This window comes from Rhodopseudomonas parapalustris (genome assembly GCF_053772255.1).
On the sequence record NZ_JAMKBZ010000020.1, the window covers coordinates 17,929 to 43,380 of the forward strand.

21 protein-coding genes are annotated in these 25,452 nt (G+C 65.3%); 12 read left to right on the forward strand and 9 right to left on the reverse strand.

Annotated elements, in window-relative coordinates; all coding sequences use genetic code 11:
- Positions 1 to 11: 11 nt before the first annotated feature.
- The 12 genes from M9H71_RS17180 to M9H71_RS17235 all read left to right on the forward strand — a co-directional run bounded on the left by M9H71_RS17180 (position 12) and on the right by M9H71_RS17235 (position 14,410).
- Entirely contained in the window at positions 12 to 1,118 is a 1,107-nt protein-coding gene (locus tag M9H71_RS17180; protein ID WP_455406172.1) for an efflux RND transporter periplasmic adaptor subunit, read from the forward strand.
- Between the two features lie 21 nt (positions 1,119 to 1,139).
- Positions 1,140 to 4,274: an efflux RND transporter permease subunit gene (locus M9H71_RS17185; protein ID WP_455406173.1), complete on the forward strand. Its 3,135-nt coding sequence runs from the start codon at positions 1,140 to 1,142 to the stop codon at positions 4,272 to 4,274.
- A 17-nt stretch (positions 4,275 to 4,291) separates the two neighbouring features.
- Positions 4,292 to 4,906: a TetR/AcrR family transcriptional regulator gene (locus M9H71_RS17190; RefSeq protein WP_455406174.1), complete on the forward strand. Its 615-nt coding sequence runs from the start codon at positions 4,292 to 4,294 to the stop codon at positions 4,904 to 4,906.
- Between the two features lie 16 nt (positions 4,907 to 4,922).
- Positions 4,923 to 5,540: a flavin reductase family protein gene (locus M9H71_RS17195; RefSeq protein ID WP_455406175.1), complete on the forward strand. Its 618-nt coding sequence runs from the start codon at positions 4,923 to 4,925 to the stop codon at positions 5,538 to 5,540.
- Between the two features lie 246 nt (positions 5,541 to 5,786).
- The gene (locus tag M9H71_RS17200; RefSeq protein ID WP_455406176.1) at positions 5,787 to 6,584 is read left to right on the forward strand and encodes a DeoR/GlpR family DNA-binding transcription regulator; all 798 of its coding nucleotides are present in this window, start codon (positions 5,787 to 5,789) and stop codon (positions 6,582 to 6,584) included.
- A 188-nt stretch (positions 6,585 to 6,772) separates the two neighbouring features.
- A complete protein-coding gene (gene glpD, locus M9H71_RS17205) occupies positions 6,773 to 8,314 on the forward strand; it encodes a glycerol-3-phosphate dehydrogenase (RefSeq protein ID WP_455406177.1) in 1,542 nt (513 codons plus the stop codon).
- Positions 8,311 to 9,390 carry an ABC transporter ATP-binding protein gene (locus tag M9H71_RS17210; RefSeq protein WP_455406178.1) on the forward strand — a complete coding sequence of 360 codons (1,080 nt, stop codon included), beginning with the start codon at positions 8,311 to 8,313 and terminating at the stop codon, positions 9,388 to 9,390. Before glpD ends, M9H71_RS17210 begins: the two co-directional genes overlap by 4 nt.
- Before the next feature lie 12 nt (positions 9,391 to 9,402).
- Complete coding sequence (locus M9H71_RS17215; RefSeq protein ID WP_455406179.1) at positions 9,403 to 10,503, forward strand: ABC transporter ATP-binding protein; 1,101 nt, start codon at positions 9,403 to 9,405, stop codon at positions 10,501 to 10,503.
- Positions 10,503 to 11,405 (forward strand): carbohydrate ABC transporter permease, encoded by a 903-nt coding sequence (locus tag M9H71_RS17220; protein ID WP_455406180.1) that lies wholly within the window; start codon positions 10,503 to 10,505, stop codon positions 11,403 to 11,405. Before M9H71_RS17215 ends, M9H71_RS17220 begins: the two co-directional genes overlap by 1 nt.
- Positions 11,405 to 12,211 carry a carbohydrate ABC transporter permease gene (locus M9H71_RS17225; protein ID WP_011159940.1) on the forward strand — a complete coding sequence of 269 codons (807 nt, stop codon included), beginning with the start codon at positions 11,405 to 11,407 and terminating at the stop codon, positions 12,209 to 12,211. The genes M9H71_RS17220 and M9H71_RS17225 overlap by 1 nt, the downstream gene beginning before the upstream one ends.
- Positions 12,212 to 12,220: 9 nt before the next feature.
- Positions 12,221 to 12,547, forward strand: a complete 327-nt coding sequence (locus tag M9H71_RS17230; protein ID WP_455406181.1) for a DUF2160 domain-containing protein — start codon at positions 12,221 to 12,223, stop codon at positions 12,545 to 12,547.
- A 117-nt stretch (positions 12,548 to 12,664) separates the two neighbouring features.
- Positions 12,665 to 14,410, forward strand: a complete 1,746-nt coding sequence (locus M9H71_RS17235; RefSeq protein WP_455406238.1) for an ABC transporter substrate-binding protein — start codon at positions 12,665 to 12,667, stop codon at positions 14,408 to 14,410.
- A gap of 397 nt (positions 14,411 to 14,807) precedes the next feature.
- Here M9H71_RS17235 and M9H71_RS17240 read toward each other — a convergent pair whose 3' ends face one another.
- The 9 genes from M9H71_RS17240 to M9H71_RS17280 form a co-directional block, all read right to left on the reverse strand.
- Positions 14,808 to 15,908, reverse strand: coding sequence for an alkene reductase (locus M9H71_RS17240; protein ID WP_455406182.1), 1,101 nt, complete (start codon positions 15,906 to 15,908; stop codon positions 14,808 to 14,810).
- Between the two features lie 232 nt (positions 15,909 to 16,140).
- Positions 16,141 to 16,449 (reverse strand): reaction-center light-harvesting complex 1 protein PufW, encoded by a 309-nt coding sequence (gene pufW, locus M9H71_RS17245; protein WP_455406183.1) that lies wholly within the window; start codon positions 16,447 to 16,449, stop codon positions 16,141 to 16,143.
- A gap of 342 nt (positions 16,450 to 16,791) precedes the next feature.
- On the reverse strand, positions 16,792 to 17,859 hold the full coding sequence (locus tag M9H71_RS17250; protein WP_455406184.1) for a branched-chain amino acid ABC transporter permease: 1,068 nt from the start codon (positions 17,857 to 17,859) through the stop codon (positions 16,792 to 16,794).
- On the reverse strand, positions 17,856 to 18,875 hold the full coding sequence (locus tag M9H71_RS17255; protein ID WP_455406185.1) for a branched-chain amino acid ABC transporter permease: 1,020 nt from the start codon (positions 18,873 to 18,875) through the stop codon (positions 17,856 to 17,858). The genes M9H71_RS17250 and M9H71_RS17255 overlap by 4 nt, the downstream gene beginning before the upstream one ends.
- 286 nt (positions 18,876 to 19,161) lie before the next feature.
- Complete coding sequence (locus tag M9H71_RS17260) at positions 19,162 to 19,884, reverse strand: ABC transporter ATP-binding protein (protein ID WP_455406186.1); 723 nt, start codon at positions 19,882 to 19,884, stop codon at positions 19,162 to 19,164.
- Positions 19,885 to 20,095: 211 nt separating this feature from the next.
- Positions 20,096 to 20,860: an ABC transporter ATP-binding protein gene (locus tag M9H71_RS17265; protein WP_455406187.1), complete on the reverse strand. Its 765-nt coding sequence runs from the start codon at positions 20,858 to 20,860 to the stop codon at positions 20,096 to 20,098.
- 161 nt (positions 20,861 to 21,021) lie between these two features.
- Positions 21,022 to 22,188, reverse strand: a complete 1,167-nt coding sequence (locus M9H71_RS17270) for a substrate-binding domain-containing protein (protein ID WP_455406239.1) — start codon at positions 22,186 to 22,188, stop codon at positions 21,022 to 21,024.
- A 99-nt stretch (positions 22,189 to 22,287) separates the two neighbouring features.
- Positions 22,288 to 23,577, reverse strand: coding sequence for a lytic murein transglycosylase (locus tag M9H71_RS17275; RefSeq protein ID WP_455406240.1), 1,290 nt, complete (start codon positions 23,575 to 23,577; stop codon positions 22,288 to 22,290).
- Positions 23,578 to 23,895: 318 nt separating this feature from the next.
- The gene (locus M9H71_RS17280; RefSeq protein WP_455406188.1) at positions 23,896 to 25,338 is read right to left on the reverse strand and encodes a helix-turn-helix domain-containing protein; all 1,443 of its coding nucleotides are present in this window, start codon (positions 25,336 to 25,338) and stop codon (positions 23,896 to 23,898) included.
- Between the last annotated feature and the right edge of the window lie 114 nt (positions 25,339 to 25,452).

Consider the following 25,452-nt stretch of genomic DNA (forward strand, 5'->3'; position numbering starts at 1 on the left):
GGAGGCTGTCGATGCGGGCGATTTCACATTTTGACGGGTTTTTCAGGCTGTTAGCAGGCGCGCTGCTGGCCGTTGCGATGATCGGCCTCGCCGGCTGCGATGGGAAAGACGCCAAGCAGGAGCTGCCGAAGCGTCCTGTTCTCGTGACCGCAATCCACTATGCGCCGCAGGCGCCCGAGCGCAGTTTCGTCGGCACGATCAAGCCGCGCACCGAAACCGAGCTTGGCTTCCGGGTCGGCGGCAAGGTCGCCAAGCGCCTGGTCGAAGTCGGCCAGCGGGTCGAGGCCGGCCAGACGCTGGCGGTGCTCGACCAGACCGATCTCAAGCTGCAGGCCGAGCAGGCCGAGGCCGAGCACGGCGCCGCCAAGGGTGTGCTGGCGCAGGCGATCGCCTCCGAGCATCGCGCCAGCGACCTGCGGGCCAAGGGCTGGGCGACCGACGCGCAGATGGATCAGGCCCGCGCCGCCGCGGACGAGGCCCGTTCCCGCTTCGCCCGCGCCGAGCGATCGGTCGAACTGACGCGCAATGCGTTGTCCTATGCCACGCTGGAGGCCGACGGCGCCGGCGTCGTCGCGGCGAGCCTGGTCGAACCTGGGCAGGTCGTCGCAGCCGGTCAGGCGGCATTCCGCCTCGCTCGGATCGGCGAGAAGGAGGCGGTGGTGGCGATCCCCGAGACGCTGATCACGCGCGCCACCAAGGGGCTGGCCGATGTCACGCTGTGGTCGGAGCCGGGCCGGCACTACGCCGCCAAGCTCCGCGAGGTGGCGCCGCTCGCCGATCCTGCGACCCGCACCTTCCTCGCCAAATTCTCGCTCCCTGACGCCGATGACCGCGTCGCGCTCGGCATGACCGCAACTCTGACCCTGACCGATCCGGACAAGGTCCGTGTCGCGCGGGTGCCGCTGTCGGCGCTGTTCAACCAGGGCGGCCAGTCATCGCTGTACGTCGTCGATACGGCTGGCGAGGTGAAGCTGAAGCCGGTCGCGGTGATGGCCTATGAGAGCGAAGACGTGCTGATCGCCGACGGCGTCGCCGAAGGCGAGCAGGTCGTCACGCTCGGTGTGCAGAAACTCGATCCCGCCGAAAAGGTGCGAGTGGTGTCGGCTCTGACGTTCTGATCTGCGCTGGGGAGTGCGGCGATGCGTTTCAATCTGTCGGCCTGGGCGGTCCGACATCCGGCGCTGATCCTGTTTCTGATCTGCGCGCTCGGTTTCACCGGGATCTATTCGTATCAGCGGCTCGGCCGCGGCGAGGATCCGTCGTTCACCGTCAAGGTTGCGGTAGTGTCGGCAATCTGGCCCGGAGCCACCGCCAAGGAGATGCAGGAACAGGTCGCCGACCCGATCGAGAAGAAGCTGCAGGAACTGCCGTATTTCGAGAAGGTGCAGACCTATTCGAAGGCGTCGTTCACCGCGATGCAGCTGACGTTCCGCGATTCGACGCCTCCGTCCGAAGTGCCGCACCTGTTCTATCTGCTGCGCAAGAAGCTGTGGGACGTCGCGCCGCAACTGCCGAGCAATCTGATCGGCCCGTCGATCAACGACGAGTACGGCGACGTCGACTCGATCCTCTACATGATGACCGGCGACGGCGCGAGCTACGCGCAGCTCAAGAAGGCCGCCGAAGGCCTTCGCCAGCGGCTGCTCAAAGTCGCGGGCGTTACCAAGGTGAACATCTACGGCACGCAGGACGAGAAGATCTATGTCGAGTTCTCGCATGCCAAGCTGGCGACGCTCGGGCTGACGCCGCAGGCGATCTTCGACTCGCTCGCCAAGCAGAACGCGGTGGTGCCGGCCGGTACGGTCGAGACCTCGTCGCAGCGCGTGCCGCTGCGTGTCACCGGGGCGCTCGACGGTGCGCAGGCGGTGGCGGAAACCCCGGTCGAAAGCGGCGGCCGGGTGTTTCGGCTCGGCGATGTCGCCGACATCCACCACGGCTATGTCGACCCGACCGATTATCAGGTGCGTCAGAAGGGCAAGCCGGCGATCGGCATCGGCGTCGTCACCGCCAAGGGCGCCAATATCCTGCAGCTCGGCGAGCAGGTCGGTGCGGCGACCACATCGTTCATGGCCGACGTGCCGCAGGGCATCGACATTGAACAGATCGCCGATCAGCCCGAAGTGGTGAAGCACGCGGTCGGCGAGTTCATGCGCTCGTTCGTCGAGGCGCTGGTGATCGTGCTGTTCGTGTCGTTCCTGGCGCTCGGCTGGCGCACCGGCATCGTGGTGGCGCTGTCGGTGCCGCTGGTGCTGGCCATCGTGTTCATCGTCATGAACGCGATGTCGATCGATCTGCACCGGATCACGCTCGGTGCGCTCATCATCGCGCTCGGTCTTCTGGTCGACGACGCCATCATCGCGGTGGAGATGATGGTGGTGAAGATGGAGCAGGGCTGGGACCGCGCCAAGGCGGCGTCGTTCGCCTGGGAGTCGACGGCGTTTCCGATGCTCACCGGCACGCTGGTGACCGCCGCCGGTTTTCTGCCGATCGGCTTTGCGAATTCGGGCGTCGGCGAATATGCCGGCGGCATCTTCTGGATCGTGGCGATCGCGCTGATCGCCTCATGGTTCGTGGCGGTGATCTTCACGCCCTATATCGGCGTTAAGCTGCTGCCGGACTTCGCCGGCAAGAAGGGCCATAATCCGGACGAGGTGTATCACAGCCGGATCTATCGGGCGCTGCGCGCCGCGGTCGGCTGGTGCGTGCGCTGGCGCGGCACAGTGGTGATGGCGACGGTTGCGATCTTCGTTGCGGCGGTGGTCGGCTTCGGCCACGTTCAGCAGCAGTTCTTCCCGCTCTCGGAACGGCCCGAACTCTTCCTGCAACTGCGTCTGCCCGAAGGCACCGCCTTCGACGTCACCATGAAGTCGGTGAAGGAAGCCGAGACGCTGCTCAAGGACGACGGAGACATTGCGACCTACACGGCTTACGTCGGCAAGGGCTCGCCGCGGTTCTGGCTCGGTCTCAACCCGCAGCTTCCGACCGAGTCCTTCGCCGAGATCGTGATCGTCGCCAAGGATGTCGCGGCGCGGGAGCGGATCAAGACGCGGATCGAGCAGGCGGCGCATGGCGGCCGGCTCGCGGCGGCGCGGGTGCGTGTCGACCGCTTCAACTTCGGCCCGCCGGTCGGCTTCCCGGTGCAGTTCCGGGTGATCGGGCCGGACACCGCCAAGGTCCGCGAGATCGCCTATCAGGTCCGGGATGTCGTGAAGACGAATCCGAACGTGGTCGATCCGCATCTCGACTGGAATGAGCAATCGCCGTACCTGAAGCTGGTGGTCGATCAGTCGCGGGCCCGCGCGCTCGGACTGACGCCGCAGGATGTGTCGCAGGCGCTGGCGATGCTGATCTCCGGCGCTCAGGTCACCACGGTACGTGACGGCGTCGAGAAGATCGGCGTGGTCGCACGCGCGGTGCCGAACGAGCGGCTCGATCTTGCCAAGATCGGCGAACTCACCATCACGGCCCGAAACGGCACGGCCGTGCCGCTGTCACAGGTCGCCAAGGTCGAATACGCGCACGAGGAGCCGATCCTGTGGCGGCGCAATCGCGACATGGCGATCACGGTGCGCGCCGATGTCGTCGACGGCGTTCAGGCGCCGGACGTCACCAACGCGATCTGGCCGCAGCTCGAGTCCATCCGCGCCAATCTGCAGCCGGCCTATCGCATCGAGACCGGCGGCGCGATCGAGGAGTCGGCCAAGGGCAATGCGTCGATCTTCATCCTGTTCCCGGTGATGGTGATCGTCATGCTGGCGCTGCTGATGATCCAGTTGCAGAGCTTTTCGCGGCTGCTCCTGGTGTTCCTCACTGCGCCGCTCGGCATCGTTGGCGCCTCGTTCGGCCTCAACGTCGCGTCGGCACCGTTCGGCTTCGTCGCGCTGCTCGGGCTGATCGCGCTCGCCGGCATGATCATGCGGAACGCGGTGATCCTGGTCGACCAGATCGAAAGCGACGTCGCGCACGGCTCGACACGGCGCGAGGCGATCGTCGAGGCAACGGTGCGGCGGGCCCGGCCGGTGGTGTTGACGGCGCTGGCGGCGATCCTGGCGATGATCCCGCTGTCGCGCTCGGCGTTCTGGGGACCGATGGCGATCACCATCATGGGTGGCCTGTTCGTCGCCACATTCCTGACGCTGTTCTATCTGCCGGGCCTGTACGCCCTGTGGTTCCGAAACAGTCTTGATGAACGCGGCACTGGCGATGCCGATCTTGCGCCGCAGCATGGCGCCGATCGCCAGCGGAGCTTTCCGCTTGCCGCTGCAGCGGAATAATTGAATATCTGTGCGTGATGACTCTCGTGACTGAAAACACCGAAGCCGACATGCGCCGCCGTATCCTGGTGGTGGCCGAGCGGCTGTTCCGCGAAATCGGCTATCAGAAGACCACGGTGGCCGATATCGCCAAGCTGCTGCAGATGAGCCCGGCTAATGTCTATCGCTTCTTCGATTCGAAGAAGGCGATCCACAAGGGCGTGGCGCGGCACCTGATGGGCGAGGTCGAGCAGGCCGCCGAGGCGATCGCGCGGTCACCCGGCTCGGCCCAGCAGCGGCTGTGCGATCTGCTCACGACCGTGCACCGGATGAATTGCGAGCGCTACATCGGCGATGCCAAGCTGCACGAAATGGTGGCGATCGCGATGGAGGAGAACTGGGACGTCTGCATCGCCCATATGGAGCTGGTCACCGGCACCATCGGCGAGGTGATCGCCCAGGGCGTGGCGGCCGGCGAATTCGACGTCGCGGATGTGCCGCAGGCGGCGAGCTGCACCTGCGCCGCCATGGTCAGGTTCTTTCACCCACAGATGATCGCGCAGAGCTTCGCCAAGGATCGCCCGACCCTGGACCAGATGATCGATTTTGTGCTGACTGCGCTCGGCGCCGGTCGGCGCGTCGAGACGACATAACCACAGGGACACCCGCGTGACCGATCTTCATTCCTATCAGCCGGCCAAGGGCCATGGCCTGAAGCACGATCCGTTCAACGCCATCATCGCGCCGCGACCGATCGGCTGGATTTCGTCCTGCGATGCCGAGGGGCGGGTCAATCTCGCGCCCTACAGCTTCTTCAACGCGTTCAACTACACCCCGCCGCTGATCGGCTTCTCCTCGACCACCTGGAAGGACACCGTCGCCAACATCCAGCGCACCGGCGAGTTCGTCTGGAATCTCGTTACCATGGACCTGGCGCATGCGATGAACGCGACCTCGGCGACCGTCCCCCACGAGGTCGATGAATTCGCGCTCGGCAATCTCACCAAGCTCGACAGCGATCTGGTCAAGCCGCCGCGCGTTGCCGAGAGCCCGGTGTCGTTCGAATGCAAGCTGTCCGAGATCGTCCGGCTCAAGGGTGCCGACGGCGTCGAAGTCGACGCCTGGCTGACGATCGGCGAAGTGGTGATGGTGCACATCGACAAGCGCTTGATCGAGGACGGCGTCTATCAGACCGCGGCGGCGCGACCGATCGTGCGGGCCGGCCGGCGCGGCGACTATTTCGAAATCCGCCCCGACGCGATGTTCGAGATGCCGCGTCCGGCCTGAACGGCTTTCCGAACTCCAGCAAAGGACTTCGCTTACGTCATGCCCGGGCTTGTCCCGGCTATCCACGCCTATTCTGCATTTCTGTCAGCAAGACGTGGATGCCCGGGGCGAGCCCGGGCATGACCCGCGGAGGGGTCGTGTGCTGCATCGAAGCTGCAGCTAACGGACCGCAGCCGTCTCCCGCCGCGCGTTGACCTGACGCGCGAACAGCCGCACCATGGCGCATCAACGTTGCAAGGTGCGTGCGTGACGGCTCTGACCCATCGCCAGTCTGAAATCCTCAATATCGCCCGTGCCTCGGGCCGGGTGATGGTCGAGGATCTGGTGCGGCGCTTCGAAGTGTCGGCGCAGACCATCCGCAAGGATCTCAACGATCTGTGCGACCAGCGCTCGCTGACGCGGATCCACGGCGGTGCGATCATCGCTTCGGGCGTCGCCAATCTCGCCTACGAAGCGCGCCGCTTCGTGGCCGCCGAAGAAAAGAAGGCGATCGGCGCCGCCGCTGCGGCGCGAATTCCCAACGGCTGCTCGCTGTTCATCAACATCGGCACCACCACCGAAGAGGTCGCCAGCGCGCTCAGTGCGCACCAGGACCTGCTGGTGATCACCAACAACCTCAACGTCGCGATGCTGCTGTATCGGCATCCGCGGATCGAGGTGATCGTCGCCGGCGGCACCGTGCGGCGGGCCGATGGTGCGGTGATCGGCTCCACCGCCACCAGCCTGATCGGCCAGTTCAAGGTCGATTACGCCATCATCGGCGCCTCGGCGATCGACGAGGAAGGCGCGCTGCTCGACTTCGACTATCGCGAGGTGCAGGCCTCGCAGGCGATCATCGCCAACGCCCGCAGCGTGATGCTGGTGGCGGATTCCACCAAGCTGGAGCGTAACGCGCCGGTGCGGATCGCCGATCTCAGCCAGATCCAGACCTTCGTCACCGACCGGGCGTTGCCGCCCTCGCTGCAGACCATCTGCGATGCGAATGGCATCGAGGTCATCGAAGCCGGTCCTGCGAAACCGGATCTCGACGAATCCGCGGCTTAAACCGCCCGTCCACATTCAAGTTCTGCCTGTCTCCCAGCAACCGGGTGCAATTCCGCGTCGGGAAACGCGATGCTTTTGCAGATCGCAGTTGCTTTCGTTTTGGTTTGTGCTTTATTCGCTTTCCAGCACAAAGCGACAGAAGCGAAAGTGCATTGCAGCAAAATGCTGCGGTGCGGTGAGGAGCGTCGGTGGGGATGGTTTACGACCTCGCGATCATTGGGGGCGGGATCAACGGCTGCGGCATCGCGCGCGATGCAGCGGGCCGGGGCAATTCCGTGTTCCTGTGCGAGATGAACGACCTCGCCAGCGGCACCTCGTCGTGGTCGACCAAGCTGATCCATGGCGGGCTGCGCTATCTCGAATATTTCGAGTTTCGCCTGGTGCGCGAAGCGCTGATCGAGCGCGAGCGGCTGTGGCAGATCGCGCCGCATATCATCGGGCCGCTGCGTTTCGTGCTGCCGCATCACGACGGGCTGCGGCCCGCCTGGCGGCTGCGGCTCGGGCTGTTTCTGTACGACTATCTCGGCGGCCGGAAGCTGCTGCCGCCAACCCGCTCGGTCGATCTGGCACATGACGAGGTCGGCAAGCCGCTGATCCCCGGCCGCTACACCAAAGGCTTCGAGTATTCCGATTGCTTCGTCGACGACGCCCGGCTGGTGGTGCTCACCGCGCGCGATGCCGCCGAGCGCGGCGCCGAGATCCGCACCCGGACCCGCGCCGTGCAGGTCAGCCAGCAGGGCGGTATTTGGCAGGTGACGCTGGAGCACGAGGGCGGCGGCGCGCGTACCACCATCCAGGCCCGCGCGCTGGTCAATGCCGCCGGCCCATGGGTCGAGGGCGTGCTCGGCTCCGGCGCCGGGGTCGATGCGCGCTACAAGGTGCGGCTGGTGCAGGGCTCGCACATCGTCACCCGCAAGCTCTACGACCACGACCGGGCCTACATCTTCCAGAATGCCGACGGCCGTATCGTGTTCGCAATTCCCTATCAGGGCGAATTCACCCTGATCGGCACCACCGACCGCGACTATCACGGCGATCCATCGCAGGTGAAGGCGACGCCGGAAGAGATCGACTATCTGTGCAAGGCTGTCAGTGGCTATTTCGCCAAGCCGGTGACGCCGGCCGATGTGGTGTGGACGTTCTCCGGGGTGCGGCCGCTGTATGACGACGGCGCCAGCGAAGCCAAGGCCGCGACCCGCGACTACGTGTTCGAACTCGACACGCCCGGCGGCGCGCCGCTGCTGTCGATCTACGGCGGCAAGATCACCACCTATCGCCGGCTTGCCGAAGAGGCGCTGGAGAAGCTGTCGCCGTATTTGAAGGGCGGTGCCGCCGAGCAAGGCTGGACTGCGCATCAACCGCTGCCGGGCGGTGATTTTTCGATCGACGGCGCGCCGGAACTGATCGCCGGCCTGCTGCGGGACTACCCGTTCCTGGCATCCGCGCACGCCTCCCGCCTGGTACACGCCTACGGCACCAGGGCGCGTGAGATACTCGGGGCGGCCAAATCGGCCGCCGATCTCGGCCGTGACTTCGGTGCCACATTGACGGAGGCCGAGGTCCGCTATCTGATGAGCCACGAGTGGGCCTGCAGCGCCGACGACATCGTCTGGCGGCGATCCAAGCTCGGGTTGCGGCTGACACCGGCTGCTGTCGCCGCGCTCGACGAGTGGGTCATCGTCCATCGCGCCGCCCAGAAGCCCCAGCAACAGGCGGGAGCATCGGCATGAGCGTCAGCCTGGAGAATGTCACCCGGGTGCTGGATGGGGTGCCGGCGATCCGTGACGTGTCGCTGACGCTGGAGCGCGGCACGCTCAGCGTGCTGCTCGGACCGACACTGTCGGGCAAGACTTCGATCATGCGGCTGCTCGCCGGCCTCGACAAGCCGACCACCGGGCGCGTGCTGGTCGACGGCAAGGACGTCACCGGTGCCGATGTGCGGACCCGCTCGGTCGCCATGGTGTATCAGCAGTTCATCAACTACCCGTCGCTGACGGTGTACGAGAACATCGCCTCGCCGCTGCGGGTGCAGCGCAAGTCGCGCGCCGAAATCGAGCAGCGGGTTCAGGAGGCGGCCAAGCTCTTGAAGCTCGAGCCGTATTTGCAGCGCACCCCGCTGCAGCTTTCCGGCGGCCAGCAGCAGCGCACCGCGATCGCCCGCGCGCTGGTCAAGGGTGCCGATCTGGTGCTGCTCGACGAGCCGCTCGCCAATCTCGATTACAAACTGCGCGAAGAACTGCGCACCGAACTACCGAAGATCTTCGAGGCCTCCGGCGCGATCTTCGTCTATGCCACCACCGAGCCTTCCGAAGCGCTGCTGCTCGGCGGCCGCACCATCTGCATGTGGGAAGGCCAGGCGCTGCAGGTCGGGCCGACCCCGCAGGTGTATCGCAAGCCCGACACGATGCGGGTGGCGCAGGTGTTCTCCGATCCGCCGCTCAACATCGTCGGCGCCGAGAAGAAGGCCGGCACCGTGCATTACTCCGGCGGCGTCACCGCGCCCGCGACCGGCGTGTTCACGGGGCTGTCCGATGGCGCTTACCGGGTCGGTTTCCGCGCTCATCAGATCGCGGTGAAAGGCGTCGATCCGGATCGCCACGCGTTCCGGGCCACCGTCGCGGTGACCGAGATCACCGGCTCTGAGAGCTTCGTGCATCTGAAGCGCGGCGACGACTATTGGGTCGCGGTGCTGCACGGCATCCACGAGTACGAGCCGGGCCAGACCCTCGACGCCATCCTCGACCCCGCCAATCTGTTCGTGTTCGACGCGGCTGATCGCCTCGTCGCCGCGCCGAAGCCGATCTGAGGGGACAGCCCGATGGCGCGCATCGATCTCGTCGATCTTGCTCACTCCTATCTGGTCGGTGACGACCTGCCGCCGGCCGCCTATGCGCTGAAGCCGGTGTCGATGACCTGGCGGCAGGGCGGCGCCTATGCGCTGCTCGGCCCGTCCGGCTGCGGCAAGACCACGCTGCTCAACATCATCTCGGGGATCGTCACGCCGTCGCGCGGCAAGATCCTGTTCGACGGCCAGGACGTCACCGAGCTGTCCACCCGCGAGCGCAACATCGCGCAGGTGTTCCAGTTTCCGGTGATCTACGACACCATGACGGTGCGCGAGAATCTGGCGTTTCCGCTGAAAAATCGCGGCGTGCCGAAGGCGGACATCGCCAAGCGCGTCGCCGAGATCGCCGATCTTCTGGACCTGACGCCGAACCTGAACCGCAAGGCGACGCGGCTGACCGCCGACGCCAAGCAGAAGATCTCGCTCGGCCGGGGGCTCGTCCGCAACGACGTCGCCGCGATCCTGTTCGACGAGCCGCTGACGGTGATCGATCCGCATCTGAAGTGGGAGCTGCGCTCCAAGCTCAAGGCGCTGCATCGCGCGCTCGACCTGACGATGATCTACGTCACTCACGACCAGACCGAAGCGCTGACCTTCGCCGACACCGTGGTGGTGATGCACGACGGCCGCGTGGTGCAGAGCGGTACGCCGGAAGAACTGTTCGAGCGTCCCGCCCACACCTTCGTCGGCTATTTCATCGGCTCGCCCGGCATGAACATTGTGCCGGCCGAGGTGAAGGGCCGCGAGGCGCTGGTCGCCGGCCACCGCGTGCCGCTCGCCCGCAGCTACGACAAGCTCCCCGCCGGCAAGATCGAGATCGGGGTCCGTCCGGAATTCGTCCACGTCGCTGCGAGCGCCCCTGGCCTGATGACCGGCCGCATCGAGCGGATCGACGATCTCGGCCGCATTCGCTTTGCCTCGGTGCGGGTCGGTGACGTCAAATTCGCCGCGCGTGTGCCGGATGGCTTCTCGCCGAGCGGGGACGAAGCCGCGCTGCGGTTCGAGCCGTCGCGCATCCACGTTTATGCCGACAGCGAAATCGTCGAAGGCAGCTCACTGGAGCAAGTCGCCTGATGGACAAGGTCGTCAACCAGAAAGCCTGGTTCCTGGTGCTGCCGGTGTTCGCCATCGTGGCGTTCTCGGCGATCCTGCCGCTGATGACGGTGGTGAACTATTCGGTGCAGGACACTTTCGGCAACAACCAGTTCTTCTGGAACGGGGTCGGCTGGTTCAAGGAGCTGCTCGATCCGTCGTCCGATCTCGGCGGCCGGTTCTTCGCCTCGCTGTGGCGCAATCTGGCGTTCTCGGCGATCATCCTGGCGATCGAGGTGCCGCTCGGCATCGTGGTGGCGCTGGCGATGCCGCGCCACGGTTGGTCGGTGGCATTCTGTCTGGTGACCATGGCGTTGCCGCTGCTGATTCCGTGGAACGTGGTCGGCACCATCTGGCAGATCTTCGGCCGTCCCGACATCGGCCTGCTCGGCTACACGCTGAACAGCCTTGGCATCGATTACAATTACGTCTCCAACGAGTTCGACGCCTGGGCCACGGTGGTGGTGATGGACGTCTGGCACTGGACCAGTCTGGTGGCGCTGCTCTGCTACGCCGGGCTGAAATCGATCCCGGATGCGTATTATCAGGCGGCGCAGATCGACGGCGCCTCGCGCTGGGCGGTGTTCAAGGCGATCCAATTGCCGAAGATGCACCGGGTGCTGCTGATCGCCGTGCTGCTGCGCTTCATGGACAGCTTCATGATCTACACCGAGCCGTTCGTCGTCACCGGCGGCGGGCCGGGCAATTCGACCACCTTCATCTCGATCGAGCTGGTCAAGATCGCGCTCGGCCAGTTCGACCTCGGCAAGGCCGCGGCGCTGTCGATCGTCTACAACCTGATCATCATCATCGTCTGCTGGGTGTTCTACACCGTGATGACCAATGCCGGCACCGAGCGACGGCCGGCCGAAGGGAGCGTGTGATGCATTCGATCCCCGGCCGCCGCATCGTCATGGCGCTGTATCTGCTGTTTTTGATGTTGCCGATCTACTGGCTCGTCAACATGAGCTTCAAGACCAACGGCGAGATCGTCTCGACCATGACGCTGTGGCCACACCAGCCGACGCTGGAGAACTACCGGACGATCTTCACCGATCCGAGCTGGTATTCGGGCTACATCAACTCGCTGCAATACGTCGTCATCAACACCGTGCTGTCGATCTCTTTCGCGCTGCCGGCCGCTTATGCGTTCTCGCGCTATCGCTTCCTCGGCGACAAGCACCTGTTCTTCTGGCTGCTGTCGAACCGGATGGCGCCCGCCGCGGTCTATGCGCTGCCGTTCTTCAATCTGTATTCGGCGCTCAACCTGTTCGATACGCCGTGGGCGGTGGCGCTGGCGCATTGTCTGTTCAACGTGCCGCTTGCGGTGTGGATCCTCGAGGGATTCGTCTCCGGCGTGCCGAAGGAGATCGACGAGACCGCGTTCCTCGACGGCTACTCGTTCCCGCGGTTCTTCGTGAAGATCCTGATGCCGCTGATCGCCTCGGGCATCGGCGTTGCGGCGTTCTTCTGCTTCATGTTCTCCTGGGTCGAGCTGCTGCTGGCCCGCACCCTGACGTCGGTCAACGCCAAGCCGATTTCGGCGGTGATGACACGAACTGTGTCGGCCGCCGGGATGGATTGGGGGCTGCTCGCCGCCGCCGGCGTGCTCACCATCATCCCCGGTGCCTTGGTGATCTGGTTCGTCCGCAACTACATCGCGCGCGGCTTCGCGCTCGGCCGGGTCTAGGAGGCGACGATGGACTCCTTCGCCTGGATGGCGTGGACCTGGCCGACCGCGATCTTCTTCATCGCGCTCGCCGGCACGCTCGCGATCATGACCTGGCTGGCGGTGGTCGATCCCGAGGTCGAGCGCGTCGGAATCCTGCGGATCCCGACGACGCGCGGCGACCGGCTGTTCATTTCGCTGATCCTGGCCGCGGTGATCCATCTGGTCTGGATCGCGGTGGTCGGGAGTGATCCGATCGCCACGTTGCCGATCGGAGAGGGAGTCGAAGTGTCGAGCCTCTGGCTCGCCACGGGGCTGTCGCTGGTTTCTGCCGCTGCGATCTTCCGCACCGTCTGACCCCGGCGAACGAGGACCAGATCCGGGATCAACCCGGGCCTGAATGATGTGGTGCAACGGAGGAAACCAACGATGATCGGACGAAATCCCCACCCGAGCAGAAGGCGCCTGATGGCGATGGCGAGCGTTGCCGCGCTCGTCGCGGCGTCGGTGACGCTGGCGGCGCCAGCGCGTGCCGCGGACGATGCGGTCCTGAAGAAGTGGATCGACGAGGAATTCCAGCCTTCGACGCTGTCGAAGGAAGAACAGCTCAAGGAGCTGCAGTGGTTCGCCAAGGCGGCCGAGCCGTTCAAGGGCATGGAGATCAACGTCGTCTCCGAAACCCTGACGACGCACGAATACGAAGCCAAGACGCTGGCCAAGGCGTTCAGCGAGATCACCGGCATCAAGCTGAAGCACGACCTGATCCAGGAGGGCGACGTCGTCGAAAAGCTGCAGACCCAGATGCAGTCCGGCAAGAACGTCTATGACGGCTGGATCAACGACTCGGACCTGATCGGCACCCACTTCCGCTACAATCAGACGGTGGCGTTGTCCGACTACATGAAGGGCGAGGGCAAGGACGTCACCGATCCGATGCTCGACGTCGACGACTTCATCGGCACGTCGTTCACCACTGCGCCCGACAAGAAGATGTACCAGTTGCCGGACCAGCAGTTCGCCAACCTGTACTGGTTCCGCTACGACTGGTTCACCAACCCGGACTACAAGGCCAAGTTCAAGGCGAAGTACGGCTACGAGCTGGGCGTGCCGGTGAACTGGTCGGCCTATGAGGATATCGCCGACTTCTTCACCAACGACATCAAGGAAATCAACGGCGTCAAAGTCTATGGCCACATGGACTACGGCAAGAAGGACCCCTCGCTCGGCTGGCGCTTCACCGACGCCTGGCTGTCGATGGCCGGCAGCGGCGATCGCGGCCTGCCGAACGGCCTGCCGGTCGACGAATGGGGCATCCGCATGGAAGGCTGCCGTCCGGTCGGCTCGTCGATCGAGCGCGGCGGCGACACCAACGGCCCCGCGGCGGTCTATTCGATCGTCAAATATCTCGACTGGATGAAGAAGTACGCGCCGCCGCAGGCGCAGGGCATGACCTTCTCGGAGTCGGGCCCGGTGCCGGCGCAGGGCAACGTCGCCCAGCAGATCTTCTGGTATACCGCCTTCACCGCCGACATGGTGAAGCCCGGCCTGCCGGTGATGAATGCCGACGGCACGCCGAAGTGGCGGATGGCTCCTTCGCCGCACGGCGCGTACTGGAAGGAAGGCATGAAGCTCGGCTATCAGGACGTCGGCTCGGCGACGCTGTTGAAGTCGACCCCGCCGGACCGCCGCAAGGCCGCCTGGCTGTATCTGCAGTTCATCACTTCCAAGACGGTCAGCCTGAAGAAGAGCCATGTCGGTCTCACCTTCATCCGCGAGAGCGACATCTGGGACAAGTCGTTCACCGAACGTGCGCCGAAGCTCGGCGGCCTGATCGAGTTCTATCGCTCGCCGGCCCGCGTGCAGTGGTCGCCGACCGGCAACAACATCCCGGACTATCCGAAGCTGGCGCAACTGTGGTGGCAGAACATTGGCGACGCCGCGTCGGGCTCCAAGACGCCGCAGCAGGCGATGGACTCGCTCGCTGCTGCGCAGGACTCGGTGCTGGAGCGGCTCGAACGCTCGAAGGTGCAGGGCGACTGCGGTCCGAAGCTGAACAAGAAGGAGACCGCGGAGTACTGGTACGCCCGCGCCGCGAAGGACGGCAATCTCGCGCCGCAGCGCAAGCTGGCGAACGAGAAGCCGAAGGGTGAAACCGTCGACTACGACACCCTGATCAAGTCGTGGCCGGCGACCCCGCCGAAGCGCGCGGAAGCGAAGTAAGCTTCGCCGAACAAGCAACAAGAACGCGAAAGGCCGGGAGCGATCCCGGCCTTTTTTATTGCGTCCGTGGACTGTCGCCTTCGTCATTCCGGGGCGCGCGCAGCGCGAGCCCGGAATCCATACCCCCTGTATTCACTTTTTTTGGCCGCACTGTCGTGCCCAGTAACGAGCACAGGGCTTATGGATTCCGGGCCTGCGCCGCTGCGCGGCGCATCCCGGAATGACGAGTGGACAGGTGGTCAGTAAGCCTCTCCCCGAGTCATTCCGGGGCGCTCGCGGAGCGAGCGAACCCGGAATCTCGACATTATGGAAATGTCGGAAGGTGCAGAACATCTCGGGATTCCGGGTTCACGCGCGTTGCGCGTGCCCCGGAATGACCGTGCGTGGGGCTGGGCGCTTACTGCGCCGCCTGTGCCGATTCCAGCGTCGGGTAGTCGGTGTAACCCTTGGCGCCGCCGCCGTAGAACGTCGACTTGTCGGGCTCGTTCAGCGGCGCATTCCGCTTCAGGCGCTCGACGAGGTCGGGGTTCGAGATGAACGGCTTGCCGAACGCGATCAGGTCGGCCGCGTTGGCATCGATCTGCTTGTTGGCGAGCGCGAGGTCGTAGGCATTGTTGCCGATGTAGCTGCCGCTGAAGCGCTTGCGCAAAGACGCGTAGTCGAACGGCGCGATATCGCGCGGGCCGCCGGTGGCGCCTTCGATGACGTGGATATAGACCAGCTTGAGCTTGTTCAGTTCGTCGACGATGTAGTCGAACAGCGCCTGCGGGTTGGAGTCAGAGACGTCGTTGGCCGGCGTCACCGGCGAAATCCGGATGCCGGTGCGTTCCGGGCCGATCTCCTTGGCCACCGCTGCGGCGACTTCGAGCATCAGGCGGGCGCGGTTCTGGATCGAGCCGCCATACTCGTCGGTGCGCTTGTTGGAGCTGTCGCGCGCGAACTGGTCGAGCAGATAGCCGTTGGCACCGTGGATTTCGACGCCGTCGAAGCCGGCCTTGACGGCATTCGCCGCTGCTTTCCGGAAGCCCTCGATGATGCCGGGAATTTCAGACAGCTCCAGCGCCCGCGGCTCGGAGACGTCGGCGAACTTGCCGCCGACAAAGGTCTTGGTATTGGCGCGGATCGCGGACGGCGCCACCGGTGCGCCGTGGTTCGGCTGCAGATCGACATGCGAAATTCGGCCGACGTGCCAGAGCTGGATGAAGATCTTGCCGCCGCGCTTGTGCACCTCGTCGGTGACCGTCTTCCAGCCCGCGACCTGCGCGTCCGAGTAGATGCCGGGCGTGTCCTGATAGCCCTGGCCCTGCTGCGACACCTGGCTCGCCTCGGTGATCAGCAGCCCGGCGCTGGCGCGCTGGCCGTAATACTCCGCAGCGAGCGGGCTGGGAACGAGCCCATCCGGCACGGCCCGATTGCGGGTCAGCGGTGCCATCACGATGCGGTTGGCGAGCGTGATCGCACCGAGCTTGTAGGGCTCGAACAGCTTGGAATTCGACATGAGGCGGTCCTGGACAGTTGCGGATGCCAGGAACTTGGGGCGCGGAACCGGAAACACAATGGCCGGACCGGAAAATAGATGCGTCCGCATGAATTGAAAAATGCGGCGCTGAAATCCGTTTCGATACGGAAGAATTCTGCCGGAAATACCGTTCCGGGAGGACAAAAATGATGCTGGTCGATGTTCGGCGGCGTCGGATCGCCGCCGAACCGGTTTTGCGGGTGCGTAACGCTTACGCGGCCACCGCCGGGCGGCGCTGGCGGCGGAAGAACCAGAACGCGATCGGGCCGACGAACAGCGTTCCGAAGGCCGGCAGGGCAGCGGCCCGCAGGGTGGCGGCGGCGTCGAGGACTTCGCCACCGATCCCGGCCTTGCCGAGGACGAAGGCGGCGATCAGTGTGATGAACGGCCCGACCACCATCGAAGCAGCGCCGGCTGCCTGACAATACAATTTGCCTTCCGGCGCAGAGGCGGCCAGCACGCGCGCAACCACTGCGGTGGCGACAAAGGCGATCGCTGTGAGGACCAAGAGCAACATCATTCCAACTTCCTGTTCAGTCGGACGATCTTCGCCATATGCAGGCGCGGGGAGCGCCCGAATAGGGAGGATGTCCTAGGTCGATAAAGGCGCGGACTATGGGAGCGCGCCCGTTGAGCGGCAACAGGATACTTTGTGCGCTGCACACGATGTTGATCGGGCGCAGACATTGCGTCTGAGTTGAATGTCGCGTGCACCGGCGGCCGGAGGTATCTGTGGGTGCCAAATGGCATCTAGATACCGAAATGATGCAATCACGCGCTGAGTGCCCTCGCGCGGTCAACCTCGGGTCGGCGGAAGTGGGCTTACAACGAGTGGAGCGCGCCGCCTAAGACTTTCGTCGGGTTACTCGGCCGGTTTCGGCGATCCGCGCAGCCGGCCGACGATTCCGGTCGGGAAGAAATACACGCTGGCGACGAACAACAGCCCGAGCCACAGCAGCCAGCGGTCCGGGTGCAGCAGGTTCGGCAGCAGCGGCAGGCCGAGCGATGCGGTCGCCTCGGATGCGGCGCCCATCAGCGCCTGCAGATAATTCTGCGCCAGGATGAAGATGGTGGCGCCGATAATCGCGCCGTAGATCGTGCCCATGCCGCCGATCACCACCATCAGCAGGATATCGAGCATGATCGAGAAGCTCAGCGAGGTATCCGGCCCGGCATAGCGCAGCCACATCGCGTTGAGCACGCCGGCGCCGGCCGCGACCAGGGCGGCGAGCACGTTGGCGTAGGTGAGGTGGAAGACGGTGCGATAGCCGAGCGCCTCGGCGCGGAAGCGGTTCTCCCGCACGGCCTGCAGCACCCGGCCGAACGGCGAGTTCACCACCCGCAGCAAGGCCAGGATCATGCCGGCGCAGCCGACCAGGACGATGTAATAGGTCAGGGTCCGGCCGGTGACCCGCACCCCGAACAGATCCTTGATGAACACAGTGCCGGGACGCAGCAGATCCGGCAGGCTGAAGCTGCGGCCGTCCTCGCCGCCGGTCAGCCACGACAATTGCGACGCCAGCACCAGGAAGGCGGAGGCGACCGCGAGCGTGATCATCGCAAAGAAGATCGCTTCGACCCGCAGCGAGAACAGCCCGATGCCGAGCGCCAGCAGCGCGGCGAGCGGCAGGCCGATGACGATGCCGGCGCCGACCGCAGCCCAGCTCGGCCCCATGCCGTACAGCGCGATCGCCACCGCGTAGGAGCCGATGCCGTAGAACATGGTGTGGGCGAACGACACTGTGCCGGTGTAGCCCAGCAAGAGGTCGTAGGACGCCACCAGCGCCGCGAAGATGCAGATCTTGGCGGCGACGTTGAGCGGCTTGGCGCCGGGAAACAGGAACGGCGTGACTGCCAGCACCACCACGATCGTGATCAGGATCAGCGACAGCACCCGGCTGCGCGGCGGATCGCCCGACAGGATCATCATCGACTTGTCACCGCATAAAGCCCGCGCGGCCGCCACATCAGGATCGCGACCATCAGCAGGATGTTGGAGACCAGCGCCAGCTTCGGCACCAGGAAGCCGCCATAATTGGCGACCATTGCGACCAGCAGCGCGCCGATGAAGCAGCCGCCGACCGAGCCAAGCCCGCCGATGATCACCACGATGAAGATCAGCACGGTGAGCTCGTTGCCCATCGAGGCGTGCACCTGCTCGCGGTACAGCGCCCACATCACGCCGCCGAGCCCGGCGAGCGCCGAGCCGACCATGAACACGCCGAGGAACAGCCGCTTGACGTGATAGCCGAGCGCTTCGACCATCTCGCGGTTCTCGACGCCGGCGCGGATCAAAAGGCCGATCTTGGTGCGGTTCAGCGTGAGCTGGATGCCGACGAACACGATCAGGCCGACCAGCATCACCAGCAGGCGATATTTGGCGATGGCGATGTCGCCGATGATGAACGAGCCGCGCAGCGCGGTCGGCAGCGGCAGCGGGATGATCTGCGGCCCCCACAGCGCGTACAGCGCCTGCTCGGCGACAATGAGCCCGCCGGTGGTCATCAGGATCTGCTTCAGATGCTGGCCGTAGACCGGCAGGATCAGCAACCGTTCGACGACCACGCCCAGAGCGCCCGACACCGCCATCGCGGCCAGCACCGCAGGCACCAGCACGGCGAGATTGGTCAGCAGCGAGTCCGCCCCCGACATCGCGGCGAGCGGCAGCAACACCAGCGTCGCCACATAGGCGCCGACCGCGATGAAGGCGCCGTGCCCGAAATTCAGCACGTCCATCAGTCCGAACACCAGCGTCAGGCCGGAGGCCATGATGAAGATCATCATGCCCATCGCCAGGCTGGCGACGGTCAGCGTCACCCAGGACGAGAACGAGCCGACCAGCGGCAGCATCACCAGCGCCAGGATCAGCGGCAGCAGTACCGGCACGAGGTCTCGCCTGGCCTGCGGCAGCGGATCGGACGCGGAGGGGGCGGGGATGTCGGTCATGAGGTCACGCCGCCGTTGTTGTTGTGGTCGCCATCGTCACACACGCCGTCATTGCGAGGAGGCGTAGCCGACGAAGCAATCCAGCGCCGAGCACGGCGCTCTGGATTGCTTCGCTGCGCTCGCAATGACGGGGAGAGGGCGGCGTTCAAAGTCACTGAGGCGCCTGCTCGATTGCTGACGTCTCCGTCATTGCGAGGAGCGCAGCGACGAAGCAATCCAGCATCGTGCACGACGCTGGATTGCTTCGCTTCGCTCGCAATGACGTTGAGAGGTTTTACGTGCGACATCACTGATGCGCCTCCAGGCTGAGGCCGAGCAGCTTTTCCTGTAGCGGCACGTCGGCGGCGAGGTCGGCCATGACGCCGCGATGCACGATGCCGCCATTGTCCATCACCACGACGCTGTCGCCGATCTGCTGGGCGACGTGGAAATTCTGCTCGACCAGCAGAATAGTCGCGCCGGTGCGCTTGAGCTCGGCGAAGCACTCGATCAGCGCGCCGATGATCGCCGGCGCCAGCCCCTTGGTCGGCTCGTCGATCAGCAGCAGCTTGCGCGGCTCGATCACGGCGCGGGCGATCGACAGCATCTGCTTCTGCCCGCCGGACAGCGAGCCGGCGCGCGACAGCCAGAATTTGCGCAGCGCCGGGAAGAAGCCAAAGATCCAGTCGAGCCGCGCGGTGTCGATGTCGCCGTCGCGCGCCGCGAGGATCAGGTTTTCCTTCACGGTGAGATCGGAGAACACCGCCATCGTCTCCGGCACGTAGCCGACCCCGAGCCGGGCGATGTCCGGCGTCGCCATCGCGTCGATCCGTCGGCCGGCCAGCGTGATCTCGCCGCGCGAGGCCGGCCACAGCCCCATGATGGTGCGCAGCGTGGTGGTCTTGCCGGCGCCGTTGCGGCCGAGCAGCATCGTGGTCTGCGCTTCCGGCACTACGAAGTCGACGCCCTGCAGAATGTGATAGCGCCCGATATTGGTGTGGACGCCTTCGAGCCTGAGGAGGTCGGTCATGCGGCGTCCGCCGACGAGTAGGAGTGAGCCTTCGCCGAAGCGAGGCCTGCTCCCCTCCCCCTTGCGGGGAGGGGTCGGGGGTGGGGGTGCCCCAAGGATGGCGTTCCGTTGCGGACCCCCACCCCAGCCCTCCCCGCAAGGGGGAGGGGGCGCGCTGACGCAAGGGGAGAGGTCGCGAGCAACATCCGCGCTAAATCCATCATCATCACTCTCATGCCGCGCTCTTCCCCGGGGCGATGCCGAGGTATGCTTCCTGCACGATCGGCGAGGCGATCACCTCGGCGGGCTTGCCGTCGGCGACGAGCTTGCCGTGGTGGAGCACGATGATGCGGTCGGCGAGCGAGCGGACGACGTCCATCTTGTGCTCGACCAACAGGATGATCTTGGACGGATCGGTCTTCAGCCGCGCGATCAGGTCGAGCACCACCGGCACCTCGTCGACGCTCATGCCGGCGGTCGGCTCGTCGAACATGTACACCTTCGGCTCCAGCGCCATCATCAGCGCGACCTCGAGCTTGCGCTGGTCGCCGTGCGACAGCGCGGTGGCGGCGACGCTGCGGCGGGCACCCAGCGTAACGCTGTCGAGAATTGCGTCGGCGCGTTCGATCAGGTCGCGCCGGGTCCGCCACGGCCGCAGCATGTCGTAATGCGTGCCGCTGTGCGCCTGCACGGCGAGGCGGACGTTCTCTTCGACGGACAGATTTGGAAACAGATTGGTGAGCTGGAACGCGCGGCCGAGCCCGGCGCGGGTGCGCAGCGGCGCGGTCATCCTGGTGATGTCCGCGCCGTCGAACAGGATGCGGCCGGCGCTCGGACGAAGCTGGCCAGAGATCAGATTGAAATACGTCGTCTTGCCGGCCCCGTTCGGCCCGACGATCGCGGTCAGCTCCCCGGGGCGAAACGCACAACTCACCGCATCGACCGCCACATGGCCGCCGAACCGGATGGTGAGGGATTGGGTCTCGAGGGTGGTCATGGGGTCTCGGTTGGCCTACGCGCCGCAGCCTGAGAGTTCGTCATTCCGGGATGCGCCCTTGGGGCGCAGGCCCGGAATCCATACTCCCGGCGGTGGTTATGGATTCCGGGCTCGCGCTGACGCGCACCCCGGAATGACAATGGTGACCGCTGTGAGCCCGATTACTTCTTGTTCTTGATCGGGATCGTCATGTCCTCGATCTTGAGTTCGCGCACCGGCTCGAGCACCGCCCAGGCGACGTTCGGATCGACCTTGACCTTGAAGGCGTACATGCTCTGCAGCGCCTGATGGTCTTCCTTGCGGAACACCATCTTGCCCTTCGGGGTGTCGAACTCCATCCCCTCCATCGCGGCGATCAGCTTCTCGGTGTCGGTCGACTTCGCCTTCTGCACGGCGGTGACCACCGCCATCGCGGCCGAGAACCCGCCGGCGGTGAAGAAGTCCGGCGGCGCGTTGAAGCGCTTCTGATGCTCCTTCACCAGCCAGTCGTTGATCGGGTTCTTCGGGATGTCGTAGTAGTAATAGGTCGCGCCTTCCATGCCCGGCAGGCGCTTGTAGGCGGCCAGCGCGGGGAGGATGTTGCCGCCGGTCGACAGCTCGATGTTGTAACGCTTCGGGTCCATGTCCTGCAGCTTGGTCAAGGGATCGCCGCCGCCGGCCCAAATCACCCAAATGATCTTTTTGCCGGGCTTGTCCTTCAGCGCGTCGAACAGCCGCTGGCCGACCGCGGTGAAGTCGGTGGTGGTGGTCGGCACGTATTCCTCAGCCGCCAGCGTCGCGCCGGTCTTGGCGAGCGCCTCCTTGAACGCGGCGACGCCGTCGCGGCCGAACGCATAGTCCTGCGCCAGGGTGGCGATGGTCACGCCCGGCTTGCCGATTGCGACCGCGTTGGAGATCGCGTCTTGCGAGGAGTTGCGGCCGGTGCGGAAGATGTAGCGATTCCATTTTTCGCCGGTGATCTGGTCGGCCACCGCCGGTTCGACGATCAGGATCTTCTTGTTCTCTTCGGCGACCGGAAGGTCGGCCAGCGCTGCGGCCGAGGAGGTGGTGCCGATCGCGATGTCGGCGCCGTCGTCCTGATAGGCTTCCGCCAGCGCTGCTTTCGAGAGGTCCGGCTTGCTCTGATCGTCCTTGGTAATCACCACGATCTTGCGGCCGTCGAGCATCATGGTGCCCTTGGTGGCGTATTCCAGCCCCATCATCAGGCCGGTCTCGGTTTGCTTGGCGTAGGCTTCGAGCGGGCCGGTCTTGCCGGCGATCAGCGCGATCTTGAGGTCGTCGGCGGCATGGACCGCGGTGGTGGCCAGCGCGACAGCCGTGGCTGTCATAATCAACAGATGACGCACGTCGTTTCCTCCAGGGTGTTATTGCGACGCACCCTAGAGCAACTCGGCGGAATTTGAAAAGCCGCGGGACGGACTTTTTCGCTATTGCGGCGGCGCGGCGGGCCGGGCGCGTCTGACGCGCCGTGGTTCGGTGGCTGGCTCGGCGGCGGCCGACGGAGCCGCTGCGGTGCCGCCCATCCGGGCGAGCAGTTCGGCGGTCGGCCAGGAATCCGCCGGCAGGCCGTATTTGATTTGCATTGCCTTCACGGCGCTGCGGGTGTTCTGCCCGAGGACGCCGTCGACCTTGCCGACGTCGAAGCCGGCACGCACCAGCAACTGCTGCAACTGCTTCATCTCGTTGAACGACAACTGCGCGACCGCGGCGCGCGGCTTCTGCATCGGCGCCGCGCCGGCGATCCGGGTCGCGAGGTAAGCGGCTGTGGTCGCGTAGATCAGCGAATTGTTCCACTCGGTGTAGGCGTCGAAGTTCGCGTAGGCCAGGAAGGCTGGGCCGTGGCGCCCCATCGGCAATAGCAGCGATGCCGGCAGTGCGTCGCTTTGCAGCGGCCGGCCGTCAGCCGCGGTCACGCCCCACTGCGCCCATTGCGTGCGCGGATGCTTCACGGTGAGATCCGCCTGATCCCACGGCAGGTTTTCCGGTACCCGCACCTCCTGCAGCCACGGCTCGCCGCGCCGCCACTTCAGCCCGGTGGCGATGTAGTGCGCAGTCGAGCCGATCACGTCGGGCGCGCTGTGCAGCAGGTCGCGGTGGCCGTCGCCGTCGTAGTCGACCGCGTAGTCGAAATAATGCCGCGGCAGGAACTGGGTCTGGCCGAGCTCGCCGGCCCACGAGCCGATCATCTCGCCCGGCGTCAGGTCGCCGCGGTCGATGATCTTCAGCGCCGCAATGGTCTCGTCCTGGAACATCTCGGAGCGCCGGCAGTCATAGGCCAGCGACACCAGCGAGCGCAGCGTGGAGAGATTGCCCTGCACTGCGCCAAAATCGCTCTCCAGCGCCCAGAACGCGGCGATCACCGCCGGCGGCACGCCATATTCCTTTTCGGCCCGCGCGAACGCGCCCGCGTATTTCTTGATCAGTTGCTGGCCTTTGACGCGGCGGCCTTCGGAGGCCATCCGTCCGGCGAACACCGTGAAGATCTGCCCGAACACCCGCTGCCCGCGGTCGCGATTGACGATGCCCTGGTCGTACACGAGATACGGCGACGCCTCGGCGATCGCGCCTTGCGACACCCCGGCTGCAACGGCTTTCTGTTTCAGGCCCGCGAGGAACTGCGGAAAGCTCTGCCCGCCATGACACGAGGCGCCGCGCTGGGCGAGGGCGGGGGAGGCGCTGAGAGAGGCGGCCGCCGCGATAGCTACGACCGTGGCCATCGCGCCAACGGAAGTCCGCAAGTGTCTCGCCGTCGCCTTGAGCCGCCGCATTTCCGTCTCCCAAACGTCATCGCCGGGCTTCGACCCGGCGATCCATCAAATCAGAGGAGGAGTCTTGGCGGGATGGGTTGCCGGGTCAAGCCCGGCAACGGCGACGTTCCATGGTCGGGCGGCCACGTCCAAACGTTATCTTCCGTCATTGCGAGGAGCGAAGCGACGAAGCAATCCAGAGCCGTGCGCTGGGCCTGGATTGCTTCGCTTCGCTCGCAATGACGTGGAGAGTGTCGTGTGCGGAGCTGGCGATGGCTGTGCGGCGACTCACAGCTCCCGCGCGTTGCTAAACGCGAAGCTACTCGCCCTTCTCGTGTTCTCATCGAGGATCAGCGTTCTTGTGATCGGCGGCTCGGCACGTTGGCTGCAGTGTTCGCGCTCGCACAGGCGGCAGTTGACGCCGATCGGGGTGCCTTCGGCTTTCTCCAGGTCCATACCGGCGGCGTAGATCAGTTTCGAGGCGTGGCGGATTTCGCAGCCCAGGCCGATCGCGAAACGCGGTTGTGGCTGCGGGTGTGGGGCGATCGGGCGGCGGACCATTTGGGCGATCGAGAAGTAGCGGCTGCCGTCGGGCAGTTCGATCACCTGTCTCAGCAGCCGGTCCGGCGTATCGAAGGTCGAGTGCACGTTCCACAGCGGGCAGGTGCCGCCGAACTTCGAGAACGGGAAGGTGCCTGACGAGAACCGCTTGGAGACGTTGCCGGCGTTGTCGACCCGCAGCAGGAAGAACGGCACGCCGCGCGCGTTCGGCCGCTGCAGTGTGGTGAGGCGGTGGCAGACCTGTTCGAAGCCCGCGTTGAAGCGCTGCGCCAGCACATTGACGTCGTAAGAGAGCTGTTCGGCGGCGGCGTGGAATACCGCGTAGGGCATCATCACGGCGGCGGCGAAGTAATTGCCGAGCGTGATGCGGTACAGCCGCCGCGCCTGGTCCTCGAGTCCGCCGGCGCGATGCACGATCGCATCGATCACCCCGCCGTGTTCGGTCAGGCCGGTTTGGAACGCGACCTGGAAGGCCCGGCCGGGGCCGTCGATCAGTTCGGAGATCAAGAGTTGCCGGCGGTGACGGTCGAACCGGCGCAGCGTCTCGCGCATCACGTCGACCGGCATGATCCGGGTGGTAATCGAGTGGCGCTCGCGCAGCCGGTCGGTCAGCGCGCCGTACATCTCCTGCGAGCCGATGTTCAGCTCGTCGCGGACCGCCTCGGCGGCCTGCTCCAGCTCGGGGAAGTAATTGCGGTTGGCCTCGATCAGGTCGCGGATGCGCTCGATCGGGTTGGCCTCGTAGCGGATCGCCTCGCGGTCGGCCATCTGCGCCGCCACCATGGTCTCGCCGCGGCGCGCCTCGGTATAGGCGGCGTACAGCCGCTGCAGCGAATGGGTGACGCCGGGGCACAGCTCGGCGAGGTCGCGCAGCTCCTGCTTCGGCAGGTCGATCTGGCGGAACAGCGGATCCGAGAAGATCTCGTTCAGCTCGGCGAAGAACCGGTCTTCGTCGGCGGTGGCGAGGTCGCGCAGGTCGAGATCGTAGGTCTCGGCCAGTCGGAGCAGAATCTGAGCCGTCACCGGGCGCTGGTTGCGCTCGATCAGGTTGACGTAGCTCGGAGAAATGCCCAAACCTTCGGCGATCTGGGTCTGTGACAACCCGAGCTGCTGCCGGATTCGGCGGAATCGGGGGCCAACGAACAGTTTCTTGCCGGAATCGGCCGCCATTTCAGGGTCCTTTCAGATTCCGCCCCAGCTACCCGGTTTTTACAAAATTTACAAAGTGACAATTGTTACATGTACTGATGTTACATGACATCACCATTCGTTCGCAAGACCACT

Coding starts and splice junctions, on each gene's coding strand:
- M9H71_RS17180 (WP_455406172.1), top strand. CDS start 12: ATGCGGGCGATTTCACATTTTGACGGGTTTTTCAGGCTGTTAGCAGGC.
- M9H71_RS17185 (WP_455406173.1), top strand. CDS start 1,140: ATGCGTTTCAATCTGTCGGCCTGGGCGGTCCGACATCCGGCGCTGATC.
- M9H71_RS17190 (WP_455406174.1), top strand. CDS start 4,292: ATGACTCTCGTGACTGAAAACACCGAAGCCGACATGCGCCGCCGTATC.
- M9H71_RS17210 (WP_455406178.1), top strand. CDS start 8,311: ATGAGCGTCAGCCTGGAGAATGTCACCCGGGTGCTGGATGGGGTGCCG.
- M9H71_RS17215 (WP_455406179.1), top strand. CDS start 9,403: ATGGCGCGCATCGATCTCGTCGATCTTGCTCACTCCTATCTGGTCGGT.
- M9H71_RS17220 (WP_455406180.1), top strand. CDS start 10,503: ATGGACAAGGTCGTCAACCAGAAAGCCTGGTTCCTGGTGCTGCCGGTG.
- M9H71_RS17225 (WP_011159940.1), top strand. CDS start 11,405: ATGCATTCGATCCCCGGCCGCCGCATCGTCATGGCGCTGTATCTGCTG.
- M9H71_RS17230 (WP_455406181.1), top strand. CDS start 12,221: ATGGACTCCTTCGCCTGGATGGCGTGGACCTGGCCGACCGCGATCTTC.
- M9H71_RS17235 (WP_455406238.1), top strand. CDS start 12,665: ATGGCGAGCGTTGCCGCGCTCGTCGCGGCGTCGGTGACGCTGGCGGCG.
- M9H71_RS17240 (WP_455406182.1), bottom strand. CDS start 15,908: ATGTCGAATTCCAAGCTGTTCGAGCCCTACAAGCTCGGTGCGATCACG.
- pufW (WP_455406183.1), bottom strand. CDS start 16,449: ATGATGTTGCTCTTGGTCCTCACAGCGATCGCCTTTGTCGCCACCGCA.
- M9H71_RS17250 (WP_455406184.1), bottom strand. CDS start 17,859: ATGATGATCCTGTCGGGCGATCCGCCGCGCAGCCGGGTGCTGTCGCTG.
- M9H71_RS17255 (WP_455406185.1), bottom strand. CDS start 18,875: ATGACCGACATCCCCGCCCCCTCCGCGTCCGATCCGCTGCCGCAGGCC.
- M9H71_RS17260 (WP_455406186.1), bottom strand. CDS start 19,884: ATGACCGACCTCCTCAGGCTCGAAGGCGTCCACACCAATATCGGGCGC.
- M9H71_RS17265 (WP_455406187.1), bottom strand. CDS start 20,860: ATGACCACCCTCGAGACCCAATCCCTCACCATCCGGTTCGGCGGCCAT.
- M9H71_RS17270 (WP_455406239.1), bottom strand. CDS start 22,188: ATGACAGCCACGGCTGTCGCGCTGGCCACCACCGCGGTCCATGCCGCC.
- M9H71_RS17275 (WP_455406240.1), bottom strand. CDS start 23,577: ATGGCCACGGTCGTAGCTATCGCGGCGGCCGCCTCTCTCAGCGCCTCC.
- M9H71_RS17280 (WP_455406188.1), bottom strand. CDS start 25,338: ATGGCGGCCGATTCCGGCAAGAAACTGTTCGTTGGCCCCCGATTCCGC.